Annotated in this window: 15 protein-coding genes and 1 tRNA gene; 14 read left to right on the forward strand and 2 right to left on the reverse strand. The window is 52.6% G+C overall.

What is annotated here, in order from left to right:
• Window positions 1–10: 10 nt before the first annotated feature.
• Window positions 11–250, reverse strand: a complete 240-nt coding sequence (locus tag JXQ85_RS03455) for a hypothetical protein (protein ID WP_421747472.1) — start codon at window positions 248–250, stop codon at window positions 11–13.
• A 464-nt stretch (window positions 251–714) separates the two neighbouring features.
• On the opposite strand from JXQ85_RS03455, the gene JXQ85_RS03460 reads away from it, so the two are divergent.
• The 7 genes from JXQ85_RS03460 to JXQ85_RS03490 all read left to right on the forward strand — a co-directional run bounded on the left by JXQ85_RS03460 (window position 715) and on the right by JXQ85_RS03490 (window position 5702).
• Window positions 715–790: transfer RNA gene (locus tag JXQ85_RS03460), tRNA-Trp, on the forward strand.
• 73 nt (window positions 791–863) lie between these two features.
• A complete protein-coding gene (locus JXQ85_RS03465; protein WP_421747473.1) occupies window positions 864–1520 on the forward strand; it encodes a CatB-related O-acetyltransferase in 657 nt (218 codons plus the stop codon).
• 174 nt (window positions 1521–1694) lie between these two features.
• Window positions 1695–2399, forward strand: coding sequence for a hypothetical protein (locus tag JXQ85_RS03470; RefSeq protein WP_421747474.1), 705 nt, complete (start codon window positions 1695–1697; stop codon window positions 2397–2399).
• A gap of 82 nt (window positions 2400–2481) precedes the next feature.
• The gene (secE, locus tag JXQ85_RS03475) at window positions 2482–2676 is read left to right on the forward strand and encodes a preprotein translocase subunit SecE (protein ID WP_421747475.1); all 195 of its coding nucleotides are present in this window, start codon (window positions 2482–2484) and stop codon (window positions 2674–2676) included.
• Between the two features lie 215 nt (window positions 2677–2891).
• On the forward strand, window positions 2892–3425 hold the full coding sequence (gene nusG / locus JXQ85_RS03480; protein ID WP_421747476.1) for a transcription termination/antitermination protein NusG: 534 nt from the start codon (window positions 2892–2894) through the stop codon (window positions 3423–3425).
• A 114-nt stretch (window positions 3426–3539) separates the two neighbouring features.
• Entirely contained in the window at window positions 3540–4439 is a 900-nt protein-coding gene (locus JXQ85_RS03485; protein WP_421747477.1) for a hypothetical protein, read from the forward strand.
• 114 nt (window positions 4440–4553) lie between these two features.
• Window positions 4554–5702, forward strand: a complete 1149-nt coding sequence (locus JXQ85_RS03490; RefSeq protein ID WP_421747478.1) for an alpha-hydroxy acid oxidase — start codon at window positions 4554–4556, stop codon at window positions 5700–5702.
• 33 nt (window positions 5703–5735) lie between these two features.
• Here the strand turns inward: JXQ85_RS03490 and JXQ85_RS03495 are convergent, their stop codons facing one another.
• Window positions 5736–6812, reverse strand: coding sequence for a fatty acid desaturase (locus JXQ85_RS03495; RefSeq protein WP_421747479.1), 1077 nt, complete (start codon window positions 6810–6812; stop codon window positions 5736–5738).
• 369 nt (window positions 6813–7181) lie between these two features.
• On the opposite strand from JXQ85_RS03495, the gene rplK reads away from it, so the two are divergent.
• The 7 genes from rplK to rpoC all read left to right on the forward strand — a co-directional run bounded on the left by rplK (window position 7182) and on the right by rpoC (window position 19590).
• Window positions 7182–7634 (forward strand): 50S ribosomal protein L11, encoded by a 453-nt coding sequence (rplK, locus tag JXQ85_RS03500; protein ID WP_421747480.1) that lies wholly within the window; start codon window positions 7182–7184, stop codon window positions 7632–7634.
• Between the two features lie 3 nt (window positions 7635–7637).
• Window positions 7638–8336 (forward strand): 50S ribosomal protein L1, encoded by a 699-nt coding sequence (gene rplA, locus JXQ85_RS03505; protein ID WP_421747481.1) that lies wholly within the window; start codon window positions 7638–7640, stop codon window positions 8334–8336.
• A 140-nt stretch (window positions 8337–8476) separates the two neighbouring features.
• On the forward strand, window positions 8477–9562 hold the full coding sequence (locus JXQ85_RS03510; protein ID WP_421747482.1) for a Hint domain-containing protein: 1086 nt from the start codon (window positions 8477–8479) through the stop codon (window positions 9560–9562).
• Between the two features lie 377 nt (window positions 9563–9939).
• Window positions 9940–10458, forward strand: coding sequence for a 50S ribosomal protein L10 (gene rplJ, locus JXQ85_RS03515; RefSeq protein WP_421747483.1), 519 nt, complete (start codon window positions 9940–9942; stop codon window positions 10456–10458).
• Window positions 10459–10529: 71 nt separating this feature from the next.
• A complete protein-coding gene (rplL, locus tag JXQ85_RS03520; RefSeq protein ID WP_421747484.1) occupies window positions 10530–10907 on the forward strand; it encodes a 50S ribosomal protein L7/L12 in 378 nt (125 codons plus the stop codon).
• A 239-nt stretch (window positions 10908–11146) separates the two neighbouring features.
• Window positions 11147–15283, forward strand: coding sequence for a DNA-directed RNA polymerase subunit beta (rpoB, locus tag JXQ85_RS03525; RefSeq protein WP_421747485.1), 4137 nt, complete (start codon window positions 11147–11149; stop codon window positions 15281–15283).
• Window positions 15284–15336: 53 nt separating this feature from the next.
• A complete protein-coding gene (gene rpoC, locus JXQ85_RS03530; RefSeq protein ID WP_421747486.1) occupies window positions 15337–19590 on the forward strand; it encodes a DNA-directed RNA polymerase subunit beta' in 4254 nt (1417 codons plus the stop codon).
• Window positions 19591–19687 lie beyond the last annotated feature (97 nt).

Consider the following 19687-nt stretch of genomic DNA (forward strand, 5'->3'; position numbering starts at 1 on the left):
TGGGGAGGTCTTAGTTCAGGTGCTTTAGCAGGGAGCGCACTTGAGCTTGAGTTTGATGGAAGCTGTCATCGCCATCGTCGTTGATGGTGTTTACGATGTGAGCGATTGCTGCGTCAGAATAGCCAGACAGGTCTGCTTCAGGAGCGAACTGTTTGATGGTGCCTTCGTAAGCAGATGCTGCGCCCATTGCGGAAGCTGCACCTGCGAATGCTGTCAGAGCAACTGCGGATGCGAGAAATACATTTTTCATTGTCGTGTTCCTTTCGGTTTGTGTTGGTTCGTTTTGTAGTTCGTTTGCGGTGTGTCCCGCTGACACCAAACAAACTAGGATCGCTCTTCCGGAGTTTGAATTCACGAAAACGCACACGCTCGATCACGCTTTTCTTCCTTGAAAGAAACCTTGTGTGATCAGGGGTCTGTGCATGCCTGCAGGGGGTATGTGCACCTCAATGAAATAAGGCGCTTAAGCGCATAGATTGCGTGTGAAGGCGCGAGGTTTTCGAGAGGTATGGGTGAGGAAATTTCGCAAATACAGGCGTGTCACAAAAACGTGCAGAGAAAAAATTGTTGATATGTTTCAACAGTCTCACGGGTTTGAAAAATCCCGTTGGTGATCCGGTGTTTGACCGTGAGCAATCTGTGAGGATAATTACAGCGGATTCGCATTTTTGCCTTGCACCTCACCCGACTCTCTCTTAATCCAAGCGTCACCGTAGGGGTATAGCTCAGTTGGTAGAGCGACGGTCTCCAAAACCGTAGGTCCCGGGTTCGAGCCCTGGTGCCCCTGCCACTTCTTTAAGGAGTAAGGACAATGATTATCGCGAACTGAACGAATTCACTGAATTTCTGACAGGACCACAATCATGCCTTTTCCAAATCCAAACACAGTTCACCCGATCAAATTGCAAGATGGCACTGCGCATCAAGGAACCGTCTTTTTGAACGCAGTCCTTGAGCATCCTCGCATCGAGGTCGGTGACTATACTTATATGTCGGCGCATCAGCCCCTTCTTGAACCCGCAAATATCGCACAACGCCTTGCGCCCTATCTTTGGGATTTTGCGCCTGAGCGCCTGGTGATTGGCAAGTTCTGCCAGATTGCGCACGGGGTGCAGTTTATCACCTCATCGGCCAATCACCGTATGGACGGCTTGTCGAGTTTCCCTTTTCTGGTGTTTGGCGGCGGCTGGGAGGGGCGACCGAGCCTGCCGTCACCTGGGCCAGATACAATCGTTGGCAATGATGTCTGGTTGGGCACTGGCGCTACGATCTTGCCCGGAGTAACCATCGGTGATGGTGCGATCATTGCTGCAGGGGCCGTCGTCGCAAAGAATGTTGCCCCTTATACCGTTGTCGGTGGCAACCCCGCGCAGCTGATCCGCCAACGGGTGTCGACAGAGGACGCAGCTCGTATGCAAAAGATTGCTTGGTGGGATTGGCCCGTGGAACACATCGAGCGCCATGAAGCCGAGATTTGTGGCACGAATCTGGACGCACTTAAGGCAGTGGCACCAAAATAAGTTAACAATTGGCGGCGATTCTGGTGCTAATCTTGGTTGGTTTTGCGTGACTGTTTCCAGTACGTGGACAGAGACATTTTCTTGCCTTTTTTCAGCCTTAAATCCGACCAATCTCGAACCGAATGTCGCCGCATTGTCTCGTGTGCGAGAATCCGGGGGCGGATTGGATGAGATATGACAAAAGACAACGTGCTGCCACAGCCTGCTTCAATGCTCGAGCGGGAACTCAGTCAGGAAACGCTGGCGACCATTAAAGCGATCGTTCAGGATGATCGTGCTGCTTTGGCCGAGATCAAAGCAGAAGGTCCTTTGCACATACCGGCCCGCCAACGCGCGGGTGGAAAACCCAAAGGGCGCCGGTTTTTCAAGCGCCAACCAAAATCCGTAACGGACACCAAGGTTGAGTGCGTCAAGCCAGCCATTCAGCAGTCAGGGGCTTCTGCAAAGTCGGCGGCGCGCCAAGCCACTCGCACAGATAGCCTTTGGCGTCACCTTACACCACGTCGTGTGGCGTTGGTGGCGACACTTATGACCTTTATAATCAATCCATGGTTCCTACCGACTGTGCTGGTTGTTGTACTCTTCTTTGTGACGTTGTTCGCGTTGCTGCTGGGTCCTGATCGCATCCGTCGCTATTCAGAGGTCCTGTGGCGTCGCTATGAAAAGCGCCAACCTGCAAAAGCTGCTGCTTTACGCGTAAAAGCGTCCAAGCGAATGGATCGTTTCCAGAAGCGACTGGATAAGCTGCCAGGTAGCTGGACGCGCGGCTTGCATATGCCACAAATGCAAAGCGAAGCAGATCAGGCTGCAGCCGAAAGAGCCTATATTCGTCGTATGGCACATATGGCGCGCGAAGAAGGACAGCAGAGCTTTTCTTGATTGCTTAGGCTGCATTCCAGCACTTGAATTCAAAGCGCTGGGGGCGTATGTCACCCCTTGATCCTATCAAAGAAGATGTATCATGGCTCGTACGAACCCAGCTCAGTTTATTCAGCAGACCCGCGCAGAGATCTCTAAGGTTGTCTGGCCTAGCCGTCGCGAAGTTATTTTGACTACCGTGATGGTCTTTATCATGGCCGCATTGACCGCAGTGTTCTTTTCGCTTGTAGATCTGGGCATTCGCAGCGGTTTGGAAGCAGTTCTGAACGCTTTCTAAGAGACCCTTGAAGCGTTTATCTGGCGCGATATGCACCGACAAAGCTCTTGAACTCACCGAGCTTCCCCGGTAGGTCAATCAGTACTCTTAAACAGGCGCGCGGCGATTCGCATTGCGCGCCGCAATTTTGTTTGGGAGTCGGATAATGGGCCCGCTGGTCCAATTGGTTATAAGAATGTCGGCTTTGTGCCGCACGGACGGGAAAGAACGGTCATATGGCAAAGCGTTGGTACTCTGTAAGCGTCCTCTCTAACTTTGAGAAGAAGATCGCCGAGCAGATCCGCCAGTCCGCTGAAGAAAGCGGTCTTCAAGATCAGATCGAAGAAGTACTGGTTCCGACCGAAGAGGTCATCGAAGTACGTCGCGGTAAAAAGGTCACCACCGAACGCCGCTTTATGCCGGGCTATGTTTTGGTGCGTATGGAAATGAGCGACCAAGGTTATCACCTGATCAGCTCTATTAACCGCGTAACAGGTTTCTTGGGCCCGCAGGGTCGTCCAATGCCAATGCGCGACGCCGAAGTGCAGTCCATCTTGGGCCGTGTTGCTGAAGGTGAAGAAGCGCCGAAACTGATGATCAGCTTCGAAATTGGCGAAAAGGTCAAAGTCAACGACGGTCCATTCGAAGGTTTCGATGGCATGGTCGAAGGTGTGGACGAAGAAAACCAACGCCTGAAAGTGACTGTATCTATCTTTGGCCGCGAGACACCGGTTGAGTTGGAATACGCTCAGGTGACCAAAGAAGCGTAAGCCGCTTTAATAGTAGTGAGAGTTTTAAGGCCGTCCCTTGGGGCGGCTTTTTCTTTTGTGGTCTTGTTCTTGCGTCAGGGCCTGCGTATTCCCTCGCGAAATTGGGGATGACACATGAAATACTTTAAACTGATCGGGACCGTTGTGGCGTTGGCTGTTCCTAGTGCAGCGACAGCGGACACCTTTGCAGAGATTGACTTTGGTTTGTCGCGTGACTGGCGCAGCGGCAATGCGCTGGATTCAAGCGGCCGGGGTCTTGAGGTCGACGAAAGTAAGCGTCGTAAGTTGAACGGCGTGCTGGGGCATGCGTTCGATAATGGCTTCGTCTTGCAGGGTGGATTGAACATCGACTCTAGCAAGGCACCTGCGGTGGTGGGTTTTGCTTTTTCAGACGATACCTACCGTTTGGGGCGGCAATTTAGTTTGCAGGCGGGCCAAACATTCCAGGATTACTATCTAGGTGCCTTTGCAACTGTCGGTGAAGTTCATTTTGGTTGGGATGATGCTGATCAGCGGACCTCGTTCAAAAGCTATGGGCTTCAAGCTTCTTGGAACAACGAGATTTGGTCGATTGCGGGAACACTTGGCGTGCTAGACAGCGAAGCGGATAATCCCGAAACGCTTGCAAATGCCGTGATGCTGGGTGGTGCCGCGACCTATTCTTGGTCAGACGACACCCAATTGCAGTTTGGATTATCTTATTTCAGCGGCGAGCAGGATTTGGACTCGCGCAGTGCGCCCGATCAGGTTGATGCGATTGTCGCGAAGATCGAAATTGAACATACAATACACCGATCAGCGCATGATCGGTTTTCAATCTACGGCGGGCTGTCCGTTATCGATGTGCGCGAGGACAACGGTAGTTCCAGCTTTGATCATACACGTGACGCGATCGTAACCGCTGGTGTTCGAATGACCTTTGGAAAAGAAGCTGTAAAGGTTGGTTCCCGTCTCACATCGCCTCCTTTGCCGGAGATGTTGCGGGTTTTGGGGGCTGTTCCCGCAGTTGATTAAGCCACTTTAAGAAAAACCGAGTATTCAATGCTCGGTTTTTTTTGGTTGCATCGTATTGTTGGATCGTGTGAATTCCGAAATTGGTAATACTTGATTACCAAAGTGGAGGTTTCGATGCGCTTAACAGACTGTCATAATTTCGGGGATTTCCGGAGACTAGCCAAGCGGCGCTTGCCGGGTCCGATATTTCACTACATCGATGGCGCAGCCGACGATGAAATTACCTATCGCCGAAACACCAGTTCGTTTGATGATGTCGATCTTGTGCCGAATGTTCTGGCCGGGGTCGAGAATGTCGACATGTCCGTCGAGGTCATGGGGCAAAAGCTTGATATGCCGATCTACTGTGCGCCAACGGCGTTGCAGCGATTGTTTCACCATGATGGCGAGCGGGCGGTTGGTAAGGCAGCCACCAAATTTGGCACCATGTTTGGGGTTTCTTCGCTGGCCACGGTGACGGTTGAAGAAATCGAGAAGCTCGCGCCTGGGCCAAAGATGTTCCAATTCTACTTCCACAAAGATCGCGGCTTAAACGATACATTGCTGGAACGCGCTCGCGCTGCAAACTTTCAAGTCATGGCCTTGACCGTAGATACGATCACAGGCGGCAACCGTGAGCGTGACCTGCGTACCGGTTTCACGTCTCCGCCAAAACTTACGCCGGCCTCAGCCCTGAGTTTTGCCCTACACCCACAATGGGCGTGGAACTTCTTTACAAAAGAAAAATTCGATATGCCGCATCTGTCAGGTCACGTGAGCGCAGGCACCAATTTGGCTGTTTCGGTGGGCGAGTATTTCTCGACCATGTTGGATCAGTCGATGAACTGGAAAGATGCTGAAAAGCTCTGCGCGCAGTGGAACGGACAGTTTGCCCTGAAAGGCATCATGAGCGTTGAGGACGCAAAACGGGCCGTGGATATTGGATGCACGGGTATCATGGTCTCAAATCATGGAGGCCGTCAGCTGGATGGCTCTCGTGCGCCGTTTGATCAGCTTGCTGAAATCTGTGATGCGGTTGGTGATAAGATCGACGTGATTTGCGAGGGCGGCATTCAACGCGGGACACATGTACTGAAAGCCCTGTCGGTGGGGGCCAAAGCCTGTTCTGGTGGGCGAATGTACTTGTACGCGCTGGCCGCCGCAGGTCAGGCAGGCGTTGAGCGTGTGTTAGGTAATTTCCGAACAGAGATCGAGCGCGATATGAAGTTGATGGGCGTGACTTCATTAGATCAGTTGTCGCGTGAGAACCTGCGCTACCGGTAGGAGCGGCGCGCCTATCGGCGCGCCTCTGCCGCATTACTGCACATTCAGCAATTTGCCACGCCGTAGAGCGGAGCTATATTTTTCGTCCTGTTCCATTAGGAGGGTATGAACCCAGTGATGTTCCGCCTCTGGAATGTTGGGGAAAAGATGGTGGATGACGTGGTAGGCGTCATTTTTGGGGTGGATCAACAAGCGATGCAGAAAACCATCATTGGTGAAGGTGGTCTCGAACTCGGTTTCACCCGCTTCATAGTCGTGCTCCTCGGTTTCAGCGATGGAACGAATGATCGGCAGGAAAACCATCGCGGGTAGAACCCAAAAAATTACCCAGCCAAACAGCGCTAGCGCCATGCCCACCTGCAGCTCAAAGCCAATGCCCAATGTCAGGAGCGTTGCCAAGGGCGCGACCAGTACGCAGAAGTGCCAAGCAATAAAGAGTGTCCATTGGTAGGTGGATTGGCTGCCGATCTCACGATAATAAGCTGCGTTATAGCTAGGCAACCAGGCGACAACGGCGCGGGCGATTTTCCAATGGGTCGATAAATCAATATCAGTTACACCCATATCGGTGAACCGCTGCAGGCAGGGATCTTTATGTGATCCATATTGGCCGTGGTGAATACGGTGCGATTTCCAATATTCCTTTACAGAGCTCAACACCGGCGCACCAACAAAGAGATCTGCTAAAAAATGATTGAGTTTGGGGCTTGAACGCACCCAGGTCAGATGCGACGCGTCATGGACCATGATCTCAAGCCCGCGCAATTGGCGAGCGATGACAACACAGGCCAAAAGATAGGTCAGAATGGACGCTCCAGCTTGAACGGGAAATGCCATTTCAAGGTTAAACAGCGATAGAATAATCGCCACCGTCAGTGCGGCCATCGCAGGAATGCTTGCGACCGTCAAAGTCGCCTCGCGAATGCGCGCCCATGGCCTGCACCCCTCTGCGCTTTTCAACGTTGCGCGCACATCCGCGCTGAGGTGTTGTGTGTCGTATCCGCGCTTATACCTGCGCTCAGTCTTCTTAGCTGCTGCTTTTGCAGGCGCCACTTCAATATCTTGCGCCGCGCGCGCAGTGGCGTGGCTATCAGAACTTGCAAAGTCCAATGGTCTCGTCCTTTAATTCGGAAGACCGAGCACATGCATTAAACCGCCATTTTTGGCGTATGTTTTGTTCGGACGTTTATGTGCTCAATCTGCCCCCAGGTTGATTGGGCCTGGTCCGATTTCAGGCCTGACTTGTTTTACGCTTCAACCCAGCGCTGTGCCAAAGTATTTTTGTAAAGCGTATAATTGTGAGACTTAAAGGCCGGTTACTTTGAGGCTTGCCAATCCAGACTATCGGGCTTATTCAGCGCGCTTATCGTCTTAGGGCGAGATTCTCTCGTGGGAGATTTAAGGATCGCGATCCTGACATCGGACCACGCAACATAAACCGGACGAAACGCGTTTCGTCTTTGTTGAAAGGAACAGCAAATGGCTAAGAAGCTTGCTGGTACTATGAAGCTGCAGATCCCTGCGGGCGCAGCTAACCCATCCCCGCCAGTTGGCCCAGCACTGGGTCAGCGCGGCATCAATATCATGGAATTCTGTAAAGCGTTTAACGCGAAAACACAGGAAATGGAAAACGGTGCGCCGTGCCCAACCGTGATCACTTATTATCAGGACAAGTCCTTCACAATGGACATCAAGACGCCTCCTGCGTCTTACTACCTGAAAAAAGCCGCTGGCCTGAAGCCAGTTGGTAAGCGTAACCGTCCACGCGGTGCGGAAGCACCTGGCCGTGAAATCGTTGCCTCCGTGACTGTTAAGCAGGTTCGTGAAATCGCTGAAGCGAAAATGAAAGACCTGACTGCGAACGACGTAGAAGCAGCAATGCAGATCATCATGGGCTCCGCACGCTCCATGGGTATCGAGGTGAAAGGCTAAATCATGGCTAAACTTGGTAAACGTACCCGCGCCGCACGCGAAGCATTCGCTGGCAAAGACAATGTTTCTGTTGAAGAAGCAGTTGCACTGGTCAAAGGCAATGCAGCCGCGAAATTCGACGAAACTGTAGAAATCGCAGTTTGCCTTGGTGTTGACCCTCGTCACGCAGACCAAATGGTCCGCGGCGTTGTTGGTCTGCCAAACGGCACAGGTAAATCTGTTCGCGTAGCGGTATTCGCTCGCGGCCCGAAAGCTGAAGAAGCTCAAGCAGCTGGCGCAGACATCGTTGGTGCAGAAGACCTGATGGAATCCATTCAGGGCGGCAACCTGGACTTTGATCGCTGCATCGCGACTCCAGACATGATGCCTGTTGTTGGTCGTCTCGGTAAAATCCTTGGCCCACGCAACCTGATGCCAAACCCAAAAGTTGGCACCGTAACAATGGACGTGAAAGCGGCTGTTGAAGCGGCTAAAGGCGGCGAAGTACAGTTCAAAGCTGAAAAAGCTGGTGTTGTACACGCAGGCGTCGGTAAAGCTTCTTTCGGCGAAGACAAGCTGGTTGAGAACGTACGTGCCTTCATGGACGCGGTTCTGAAAGCCAAGCCTGCTGGCGCGAAAGGCGCATACGTCAAGAAAATCGCACTGAGCTCTACAATGGGCCCAGGCGTTTCCATCGACGTGGACAACGCAGCGGCACAATAAGCTGCCTGACAATTGAATTCGGAAAAGGCGCCTCGCAAGATGGCGCCTTTTTCTTTGTCTGTTTGGTGGTTGACGTCGGTTAAAGGGCTATTAAGTTTCAACACGTAAATTGTGCTTGAGTATTGGTTTGAGGTGGTGTTGTGCCCACTAATTTTAATGTTATCTCGTTGGGTCGAAACGACAGCATTGATACTGTTGAGGGCAATAGCCGTGCCGAAAATGCCTCAAATTTAGTGGGTCGCGAATTTGGCAGCGAAGATTCTCCCCTTTCTCAAGACGTGCAAAGGTTTGAGGCTGAAAGCTACTCAGGCGGTTCGCGATCGGCATATGATCAGAACAATTCTAATTCGAACGACAGATTTTCCATTGATGGTGGGGCTCCGCAAACATTCGATGGCGTCGCGGTTTACCGTGCGACAATCACCTATACCGATGGATCCACGGCTACGATTTCCGCGGTGGTTTTTCAGGACACAAATGGAAACACCTATCTCGCGCCTGAAATCACTGACAATTCAGATCAGGCTGCCCTTGAAGCTGGGCCCATAACGTCAATCACGCTCGATAGCCTACTCGGGTCAAATTACTCTGGGCTCGCGGCAAATCGGACTGACGCTGATTTTGTGACTTGTTTTCGCGCTGGGAGCATGATCCTCACGCCTGACGGGGAGCGGCTCGTACAGGACCTTCGTGTAGGCGATTTGGTCGTCACGCGTGATGGCGGCGCGCAGGGCATTCTTTGGATCGGTCAAAGCGAATGTGCTGTGACCGAAAAAACCGCACCTATTTGTATTACAGCAGGTGCAATGGGGGCAGGGCGTCCGCGGCGAGATTTGTTTGTGTCACCGCAGCATCGTATGGTGGTGAGTTCCGCGATAGCAAAGCGTGTTGCGGGAAGTTTGGAAGTTCTTGTGCCGGCCAAAAAGCTGACCGAGATGCCGGGTATATATGCGGACCTATCAGAGGGGCGGGTGGTATATTTTCATATTCTTTGTGCGGATCATCAAATTCTATTTGCAGAAGGCGCTGAGGCGGAATCTTTGTATCTGGGTGAAATGGTTGAAAATGCGCTTTCGGCGGAAGCGCTGGAAGAGCTGGAGTTGCTGTTTCCAGATTTGATGAGTGCAGCAATGGTGCCTGCGCGTGATCTTCTGGATGGGCGGCCCGGTAAAGATCTGCTCGCACTTCACGCTCGAAATCGTAAGTCGTTGAATATGCGGCACTAGCATTGGGCAGTTTGTGATTTGGTCTTGGTGTTTTGCCATTTCAGCCTAATTATGTTAGCTGATACCAACAGCAGTATTGATATTGATGTGAACTGAGGTTTCGCCTCATGTTCACCCTTGCGCTGTCTCGTCAATCAATCTAAACCACAGCGTACAGTTCAGCGTGCGATTCTTCGTGCGCTGTTTTGTATTTCGTCCAAGACGGTGAGTGAGGGCTTCCCTCTTAATCTCTTGCCTGAGACGGGAAAGACCAGATTGACCGAGGGATTTCCTCGGGTGGTTTTGGTTCAGCCCCGTAATTCGGACCTGAACGCTGGGTTTTATACCCAGCAAATATGAGCCGGAGGGCGGAAGCCTTCCAAATTTGGAGTAAAACTGTGGATAGAGCACAAAAAGAAAAATTGGTCGACGAACTCGGCCAGATCTTTGAAAGCTCTGGCGTTGTAGTGGTTTCTCACTACGCGGGTCTTACAGTTGCTGACATGCAGAACCTGCGCGCGTCCGCGCGTGACTCTGGTGCTGCAGTTCGCGTTGCCAAAAACAGGCTCGCCAAAATCGCCCTAGAAGGAAAGCCTTGCGCAAGCATCGGCGATTACCTGACGGGTATGACTGTTCTAACCTATTCTGAGGACCCTGTGGCAGCTGCCAAAGTGGCCGAAGACTTCGCTAAGGATAACGATAACTTCGTAATCCTTGGTGGTGCAATGGGTGAGAACGCTCTTGATCGTGCTGGCGTTACAGCAGTGTCCAAGATGCCTTCCCGCGAAGAGCTTATTGCTACTATCGCTGGTATGCTTGGCGCACCTGCTTCCAACATCGCTGGCGCAATTGGCGCACCTGCTTCGAACATCGCGGGCATTCTGTCTACCATCGAGGACAAGGCAGAAGCTGCGTAAGCAACTTGAGAACCGCGTTTGGGTAACACCTGAACGTTGGAACACATATCTTATAACGGAAAGAGTCTAAAATGGCTGATCTGAAAGCACTCGCAGAAAGCATCGTGGGTCTGACCCTGCTGGAAGCACAAGAACTGAAAACAATCCTCAAAGACGAGTATGGCATCGAGCCAGCTGCTGGCGGCGCCGTAATGGTTGCTGGTGGCGCAGACGCCGGTGGCGAAGCTGCTGAGGAAAAAACTGAATTTGACGTAATTCTGAAAGCCGCAGGCGACAAGAAAATCAACGTCATCAAAGAAGTCCGCGGCATCACTGGCCTGGGCCTCAAAGAAGCAAAAGAGCTTGTTGAAGCTGGCGGCAAAGCTGTCAAAGAAGGCGTCGACAAAGCAGAAGCAGAAGACATCAAAGCGAAGCTGGAAGCAGCTGGCGCAGAAGTCGAGCTTAAGTAATCCTTTCCGGGATTTTCCCGGATTAGGTGTGAGGCAGGGTGCGGTTTTCCGTTCCCTGCCGAACCTGTCTTAGAAAGACCCTTTTCGATGTAGGGGTTTTTCTAAGGCGAGTTACGGATCGGGTGGTCTTTGGTGGGACAGAGGCCGGGAATTGATCCAACTTGTTTGTCTCGAAAGGGGATGGTGCCGGGGCCCGACGGCATGCTGACCCGATGAGAAATTGAAAGGTGTCATCGAACATGGCTCAAACTTTTCTTGGCCAGAAACGCTTGCGCAAGTATTTCGGCAAAATCCGCGAAGTGCTGGAGATGCCGAACCTGATCGAGGTTCAAAAGTCCTCTTACGATCTGTTCCTTCGCTCCGGCGATTCCGACATGCCGCTGGACGGCGAAGGTATCAAAGGTGTGTTCCAATCGGTATTCCCGATTAAGGACTTCAACGAAAACTCCATTTTGGAGTTCGTCAACTACGAGCTGGAAAAGCCGAAGTACGACGTCGAAGAATGTATGCAACGCGACATGACTTATTCAGCACCGCTGAAAGTCACTCTGCGTTTGATCGTGTTTGATATCGACGAAGATACAGGCGCGAAGTCTGTTAAAGACATCAAAGAACAAGACGTCTTCATGGGCGACATGCCTCTGATGACACCAAACGGCACATTTGTTGTGAACGGCACCGAGCGTGTGATCGTTTCTCAGATGCACCGATCTCCTGGTGTGTTCTTTGATCATGACAAAGGCAAAACACACTCGTCTGGTAAACTGCTGTTTGCTTGCCGCATTATCCCATATCGCGGCTCTTGGTTGGACTTCGAATTCGACGCAAAAGACATCGTCTTTGCGCGTATCGACCGTCGCCGCAAATTGCCTGTGACAACCCTGCTTTATGCGCTGGGTCTGGACCAAGAAGCGATCTGCGACGCCTATTACAACACAGTGAACTTCAAGCTCGATAAGAACAAAGGTTGGGTCACCAAGTTCTTCCCTGAGCGCGTTCGTGGCACCCGCCCTACCTATGATCTGGTTGACGCGGCCTCTGGCGAAGTGATCGCGGAAGCCGGCAAAAAGGTAACTCCACGCGCAGTTAAGAAACTGATTGATGCGGGTGAAGTCACTGAACTGCTGCTGCCTTACGATCAAATCGTTGGCAAGTTCGTAGCGAAAGACATCATCAACGAAGAAACCGGCGCGATCTATGTCGAAGCAGGCGATGAGCTGACTTTCGAATACGACAAAGATGGCGACATCATCGGCGGCACTGTCAAAGAATTGGTTGAAGCGGGTATCACCGATATTCCAGTTTTGGACATCGATAACATCAATGTTGGTCCTTACATCCGCAACACATTGGCGGCAGATAAAAACATGGGTCGCGACACCGCGCTTATGGATATCTACCGTGTGATGCGCCCAGGTGAGCCACCGACTGTTGAAGCGGCGTCTGCACTGTTTGACACTCTGTTCTTTGATTCCGAGCGCTATGATCTTTCCGCGGTTGGCCGTGTGAAGATGAACATGCGTCTGGCTCTGGATGCGGAAGACACACAGCGCACACTGCGCAAAGAAGACATTGTTTCTTGCATCAAAGCGCTGGTTGAACTGCGTGACGGCAAAGGCGACGTGGACGACATCGACCACCTCGGCAACCGTCGTGTGCGTTCCGTTGGCGAGCTGATGGAAAACCAATACCGTGTGGGTCTGCTGCGCATGGAGCGCGCGATTAAAGAGCGTATGTCTAGCGTCGAAATCGACACTGTCATGCCTCAGGATCTGATCAACGCGAAACCAGCAGCGGCGGCTGTTCGTGAATTCTTCGGCTCTTCGCAGCTGTCTCAGTTCATGGACCAAACCAACCCGCTGTCTGAAGTGACACACAAGCGTCGCTTGTCTGCGCTTGGGCCAGGTGGTTTGACACGTGAACGTGCGGGCTTTGAAGTGCGCGACGTTCACCCAACCCACTACGGTCGTATGTGTCCAATTGAAACGCCGGAAGGTCCAAACATTGGTCTGATCAACTCGCTGGCGACATTTGCACGCGTGAACAAATACGGCTTCATCGAAACACCTTATCGTAAGGTGATCGAAGGTCAGGTGACTGACGAAGTTCAGTACATGTCCGCGACTGAAGAGATGCGCCACACCGTCGCTCAGGCGAACGCGCAGCTTGATGATGAAGGCCGCTTCCAGAACGAAATGGTGAACACCCGTCAAGCGGGCGACTACACCATGGCGTCTGTTGGCAACGTTGACTTGATCGACGTTTCACCAAAGCAGTTGGTCTCTGTTGCGGCATCATTGATCCCGTTCCTTGAAAACGATGACGCGAACCGCGCCCTGATGGGTTCGAACATGATGCGTCAGGCTGTGCCTCTGCTGCGTGCAGAAGCGCCGCTTGTTGGTACAGGTATCGAAGAAAAAGTTGCGATCGACTCCGGTGCGGCGATCCAAGCGAAACGTGCGGGTATCATCGACCAAGTTGATGCACAGCGTATCGTTATTCGTGCCACTGAAGACCTCGAGCTGGGTGATGCGGGCGTTGACATCTATCGTCTGCGTAAGTTCCAGCGTTCCAACCAAAACACATGCATCAACCAGCGTCCGCTGGTGAAAGTAGGTGATACAGTTGGCAAGGACGAAGTGATCGCTGACGGTCCATCCACTGATCTGGGTGAATTGTCCCTTGGTAAAAACGTGATCGTCGCGTTTATGCCTTGGAACGGCTACAACTACGAAGACTCCATTCTGATCTCCGAGCGCATCGCGCGTGACGACGTCTTCACTTCGGTGCATATCGAAGAGTTCGAAGTCGCGGCACGTGACACAAAGCTTGGCCCAGAAGAAATCACTCGCGACATTCCAAACGTCGGTGAAGAAGCGCTGCGTAACCTCGACGAGGCCGGCATCGTTTACATCGGTGCGGACGTGGAGCCAGGTGACATTCTGGTCGGTAAAATCACGCCGAAGGGTGAAAGCCCGATGACGCCGGAAGAAAAACTTCTGCGCGCCATCTTCGGTGAGAAAGCATCCGACGTACGCGACACATCTTTGCGTGTGAAGCCGGGTGACTTCGGTACTGTTGTGGAAGTACGTGTTTTCAACCGCCACGGCGTTGAAAAAGACGAACGTGCGCTACAGATCGAACGCGAAGAAGTGGAAGCACTGGCGCGTGACCGTGACGACGAGCTGGCGATCCTGGATCGTAACATCTACGCCCGTCTGCGCGATCTGGTCATCGGTAAGGTTGCTGTGAAAGGTCCGAAAGGCGTCAAAGCGAACTCCGAAATCACCGAAGATCTGTTGTCTATGCTGACCCGGGGTCAGTGGTGGCAGCTGGCGCTGGCAGAAGAAGGCGATGCACAAATCGTTGAAGCTCTGCACGAACAGTACGAGATCCAGAAACGTGCCCTAGATGCGCGCTTTGAGGACAAAGTCGAAAAAGTCCGTCGTGGCGATGATCTGCCTCCGGGCGTCATGAAGATGGTCAAAGTCTTTATCGCGGTTAAGCGTAAGCTGCAGCCGGGTGACAAGATGGCGGGTCGTCACGGGAACAAAGGTGTTATTTCCAAGGTTGTGCCTATGGAAGACATGCCGTTCCTCGAAGATGGTACACCAGTTGACTTCTGTCTGAACCCACTGGGCGTTCCGTCCCGTATGAACGTTGGTCAGATCCTTGAAACCCACATGGGCTGGGCCGCACGCGGTCTGGGCATCAAGGTTGATGACGCTCTGCAGGACTACCGTCGCACCGGTGATCTGACACCTGTTCGCGAAGCGATGGGCCACGCCTATGGCGAAGATGTCTACAATGAAGGCATCGCGGGCATGGAAGAAGCACAGCTGATCGAAGCAGCGGGCAATGTGACCCGTGGTGTTCCAATCGCGACACCAGTCTTTGATGGCGCTAAAGAGCTCGACGTGAACGATGCTCTGGTGCGTGCGGGCTTTGACACCAGCGGTCAGTCCATCCTGTTTGACGGTCGTACCGGTGAACAGTTTGCACGTCCTGTCACAGTGGGTGTGAAATACCTGCTGAAACTGCACCACCTTGTGGATGACAAAATCCACGCGCGTTCCACTGGTCCATACTCGCTGGTTACTCAGCAGCCATTGGGCGGTAAAGCGCAATTCGGTGGTCAGCGTTTCGGGGAAATGGAGGTCTGGGCTCTGGAAGCTTACGGCGCTGCATATACCCTGCAGGAAATGCTCACTGTTAAGTCGGATGACGTCGCTGGCCGGACCAAGGTCTATGAAAGCATCGTCAAGGGCGAAGACAACTTCGAAGCGGGCATCCCAGAGAGCTTTAATGTTCTCGTGAAAGAAGTCCGCGGTCTCGGCCTGAATATGGAACTCCTGGATGCGGAGGTTGAGGAATAAGGGCCTCGGTCCTTCTTCCCTTCCACCCTTCCGCACGAATTTGAGGAAAACAAATGAACCAGGAACTGACGAACAACCCGTTTAACCCGCTGACACCACCAAAGGTCTTTGACGAAATCAAAGTCTCCTTGGCGTCCCCAGAGCGGATCCTGTCTTGGTCTTACGGCGAAATCAAAAAGCCAGAGACCATCAACTACCGTACGTTCAAACCAGAGCGTGATGGCCTGTTCTGCGCACGTATCTTTGGTCCAATCAAAGATTACGAATGCCTCTGCGGCAAATATAAGCGCATGAAGTATCGCGGCGTTGTCTGCGAAAAATGTGGTGTTGAAGTTACGCTTCAAAAAGTACGCCGTGAGCGTATGGGCCACATTGAGCTGGCATCCCCAGTGGCGCACATCTGGTTCCTGAAATCGCTGCCATCCCGCATCGGCCTGATGCTGGACATGACACTGCGTGATCTGGAACGTGTTCTGTACTTTGAAAACTACGTTGTCATCGAGCCGGGCCTTACCGACCTGCAATACGGCCAGATGCTGACCGAAGAAGAGTTCATGGATGCGCAAGACGCATACGGCATGGACGCCTTTACGGCCAATATCGGTGCAGAAGCGATCCGTGACATGCTGTCCATGATCGATCTGGAAGCGGAAGCTGAGCACTTGCGTGCGGAACTGGCTGAAGCAACTGGCGAGTTGAAGCCTAAGAAGATCATCAAACGTCTGAAAGTTGTGGAATCCTTCCTGGAATCCGGCAACCGCCCAGAGTGGATGGTTCTGACCGTGATCCCAGTGATCCCACCAGAATTGCGCCCACTGGTGCCACTGGATGGTGGTCGTTTCGCGACGTCCGATCTGAACGACCTTTACCGTCGTGTGATCAACCGGAACAACCGTCTGAAGCGTCTGATCGAACTGCGCGCACCTGACATCATCGTCCGCAACGAAAAGCGGATGCTGCAGGAATCTGTTGATGCTCTGTTTGACAACGGCCGTCGTGGCCGCGTGATCACTGGCGCAAACAAACGCCCTCTGAAATCTCTCAGCGACATGCTGAAAGGTAAGCAAGGTCGTTTCCGTCAGAACCTTTTGGGTAAACGCGTCGACTTCTCTGGCCGTTCGGTCATTGTGACCGGTCCGGAATTGAAACTGCATCAATGTGGTCTTCCTAAGAAGATGGCACTCGAGCTGTTCAAACCGTTCATCTACTCACGCCTTGAAGCCAAAGGCCTGTCTTCCACTGTGAAACAAGCCAAGAAACTGGTGGAAAAAGAACGTCCAGAAGTTTGGGACATCCTCGATGAGGTCATCCGCGAACACCCGGTGATGCTGAACCGTGCACCTACGCTGCACCGTCTTGGTATCCAGGCGTTCGAACCGACCTTGATCGAAGGTAAAGCCATTCAGCTGCACCCGCTTGTTTGTTCTGCGTTTAACGCGGACTTCGACGGTGACCAAATGGCGGTTCACGTTCCTCTGAGCCTTGAAGCTCAGCTGGAAGCACGTGTTCTGATGATGTCGACTAACAACGTTCTGTCGCCTGCAAACGGTGCACCGATCATCGTTCCTTCTCAGGATATGATTTTGGGCATCTACTACGTGACCATCGCACGTGATGGCATGAAGGGCGAAGGCATGGTCTTCTCTTCTGTTGAAGAAGTAGAGCACGCTTTGGATGCGGGTATCGTTCACCTACACACAAAAATCCAAGCGCGGATTCCTCAGATCGATGAAAATGGTCTGGAAGTGATGAAGCGTTTCGAGACCACACCAGGTCGTGTGAAACTGGGTGCGCTGCTGCCACAGAACAACAAGGCGCCATTTGAGCTGGTGAACAACCTTCTGCGTAAGAAGGACGTTCAGAAAGTCATCGACACCGTCTACCGTTACTGCGGTCAGAAAGAGTCCGTGATCTTCTGTGACCAGATCATGTCCATGGGCTTCAAAGAAGCGTTTAAAGCCGGCATCTCCTTCGGTAAGGACGATATGGTTATCCCTGATGGCAAATGGCCAATCGTGGATGAGACGCGTGCGCAGGTTAAAGACTTTGAACAACAGTACATGGACGGCCTGATCACTCAGGGCGAAAAGTACAACAAAGTTGTGGATGCATGGTCAAAGTGTAACGACAAAGTCACTGAAGCAATGATGGGCTCCATCTCTGCTGCAAAGACCGACGATAATGGCGCTGAAATGGAACCGAACTCGGTTTACATGATGGCTCACTCTGGTGCGCGTGGTTCTGTTACTCAGATGAAACAGCTGGGCGGTATGCGTGGTCTGATGGCCAAGCCGAACGGCGACATCATTGAAACACCGATCATCTCGAACTTTAAAGAAGGTCTGACCGTTCTTGAGTACTTCAACTCTACCCACGGTGCTCGTAAGGGTCTGTCGGATACGGCGTTGAAAACTGCGAACTCTGGTTATCTGACACGTCGTCTGGTGGACGTTGCCCAAGACTGTATCGTTCGTATGAACGACTGTGGCACCGAACGCGCGATCACTGCGGAAGCAGCGGTCAACGACGGTGAAGTTGTGGCAACCTTGGCAGAGCGTATTCTGGGCCGTGTGGCTGCAGAAGACATCATGCGTCCTGGCACCGAAGAGGTTCTGGTTGCGCACGGTCAGCTGATCGACGAATTGATGGCAGATTCCATTGATGAAGCCGGTGTTGCTTCTGCGCGGATCCGCAGCCCACTGACATGTGAAGCTGAAGAAGGCGTTTGTGCACAGTGTTACGGTCGTGACCTTGCACGTGGTACTTTGGTCAACACAGGCGAAGCTGTCGGTATCATCGCGGCGCAGTCCATTGGTGAACCTGGTACACAGCTGACAATGCGTACATTCCACATTGGTGGTGTTGCGCAGGGTGGTCAGCAGTCCTTCCAGGAAGCCAGCCAAGAGGGTACGATCCGTTTCGAAGGCACCAACGTGCTGGAGAACGCGAATGGCGAAATCCTGGTTATGGGCCGGAACATGAAGCTCGAGATTATCGACGGCAACGGCGATTCCCGTGTAACTCACAAGTTGGGTTACGGTTCCAAACTGTTCGTCAAAGATGGTCAGAACATCGGTCGTGGCGACAAGCTGTTTGAATGGGATCCGTTCACACTGCCAATCATCGCTGAGAAAACCGGTAAAGCGAAATACGTTGACCTCGTGTCTGGTATCGCTGTCCGTGATGTGACTGATGATGCGACTGGTATGACCCAGAAAATCGTAACCGACTGGCGTGCAGCGCCAAAAGGCAACGAGCTGAAGCCAGAAATCATTCTGGTGGACGCAGATGGCGAGCCAGTACGTAACGATGCAGGCAACCCTGTCCATTACACAATGTCTGTGGATGCGATCCTGTCTGCAGAAGATGGCCAAGACGTTCAAGCTGGTGACGTTATCGCGCGTATCCCTCGGGAAGGCACGAAAACGAAAGACATTACCGGTGGTCTGCCACGGGTTGCGGAACTGTTCGAAGCACGTCGTCCAAAAGACCACGCGATCATTGCGGAAGCAGATGGTTACGTGCGCTTTGGCCGCGACTACAAGAACAAGCGTCGTATCTCGATCGAGCCAGCAGATGAGTCCATGGAGCCAGTGGAATACATGGTGCCTAAGGGCAAGCACATCCCAGTTGGCGAAGGTGACTTCATCCAGAAGGGTGAATACATCATGGACGGCAACCCTGCGCCGCATGACATCCTGTCTATTTTGGGTGTCGAAGCGCTGGCTGACTACATGATCGACGAAGTGCAAGAAGTTTACCGCCTGCAAGGTGTTAAAATTAACGACAAGCACATCGAAGTTATCGTGCGTCAGATGCTGCAGAAATGGGAGATCCAGGACTCTGGTGAAACCACGCTGCTCAAAGGCGAACATGTCGACAAGCAAGAGTTCGACGCTGCAAACGAGAAAGCTCTTTCCCGTGGCAAGCGTCCTGCGAAAGGCGAACCGATCCTGTTGGGTATCACCAAAGCATCCTTGCAGACACGTTCGTTCATCTCTGCGGCGTCCTTCCAGGAAACCACACGTGTTCTCACCGAGGCATCCGTCCAAGGTAAGAAAGACAAGCTGGTTGGCCTGAAAGAAAACGTCATCGTGGGCCGTCTGATCCCAGCCGGTACCGGTGGTGCGACACAGGCTGTGCGTCAGGTTGCGCAAGCGCGTGACAACGTTGTTGTCGAAGCGCGCCGTCTTGAAGCCGAAGCAGCAGCAGCGGCAGCCATTGCGGCGCCATCTGCCGAAGGTTTCAGCGCGGACGATGTGTTTGAAACCGCTCCGGTGGACACACCTGAAAGCCGCGAAGAGTAAACTTCTCGACATAAGCTTAAAGAACCCCGGCCATTGCGCCGGGGTTTTTCTTTTGTGAACACATGTATCACGAAGCTTGATTTGTCTTTGGTTCCAA

The organism is Cognatishimia sp. (genome assembly GCF_049116455.1).
In the GTDB taxonomy this organism is placed as follows: domain Bacteria; phylum Pseudomonadota; class Alphaproteobacteria; order Rhodobacterales; family Rhodobacteraceae; genus Cognatishimia.

Coding starts and splice junctions, on each gene's coding strand:
- JXQ85_RS03485 (WP_421747477.1), top strand. CDS start 3,540: ATGAAATACTTTAAACTGATCGGGACCGTTGTGGCGTTGGCTGTTCCT.
- JXQ85_RS03455 (WP_421747472.1), bottom strand. CDS start 250: ATGAAAAATGTATTTCTCGCATCCGCAGTTGCTCTGACAGCATTCGCA.
- secE (WP_421747475.1), top strand. CDS start 2,482: ATGGCTCGTACGAACCCAGCTCAGTTTATTCAGCAGACCCGCGCAGAG.
- rplK (WP_421747480.1), top strand. CDS start 7,182: ATGGCTAAGAAGCTTGCTGGTACTATGAAGCTGCAGATCCCTGCGGGC.
- rplL (WP_421747484.1), top strand. CDS start 10,530: ATGGCTGATCTGAAAGCACTCGCAGAAAGCATCGTGGGTCTGACCCTG.
- rpoC (WP_421747486.1), top strand. CDS start 15,337: ATGAACCAGGAACTGACGAACAACCCGTTTAACCCGCTGACACCACCA.
- JXQ85_RS03490 (WP_421747478.1), top strand. CDS start 4,554: ATGCGCTTAACAGACTGTCATAATTTCGGGGATTTCCGGAGACTAGCC.
- nusG (WP_421747476.1), top strand. CDS start 2,892: ATGGCAAAGCGTTGGTACTCTGTAAGCGTCCTCTCTAACTTTGAGAAG.
- rpoB (WP_421747485.1), top strand. CDS start 11,147: ATGGCTCAAACTTTTCTTGGCCAGAAACGCTTGCGCAAGTATTTCGGC.
- JXQ85_RS03470 (WP_421747474.1), top strand. CDS start 1,695: ATGACAAAAGACAACGTGCTGCCACAGCCTGCTTCAATGCTCGAGCGG.
- rplA (WP_421747481.1), top strand. CDS start 7,638: ATGGCTAAACTTGGTAAACGTACCCGCGCCGCACGCGAAGCATTCGCT.
- JXQ85_RS03465 (WP_421747473.1), top strand. CDS start 864: ATGCCTTTTCCAAATCCAAACACAGTTCACCCGATCAAATTGCAAGAT.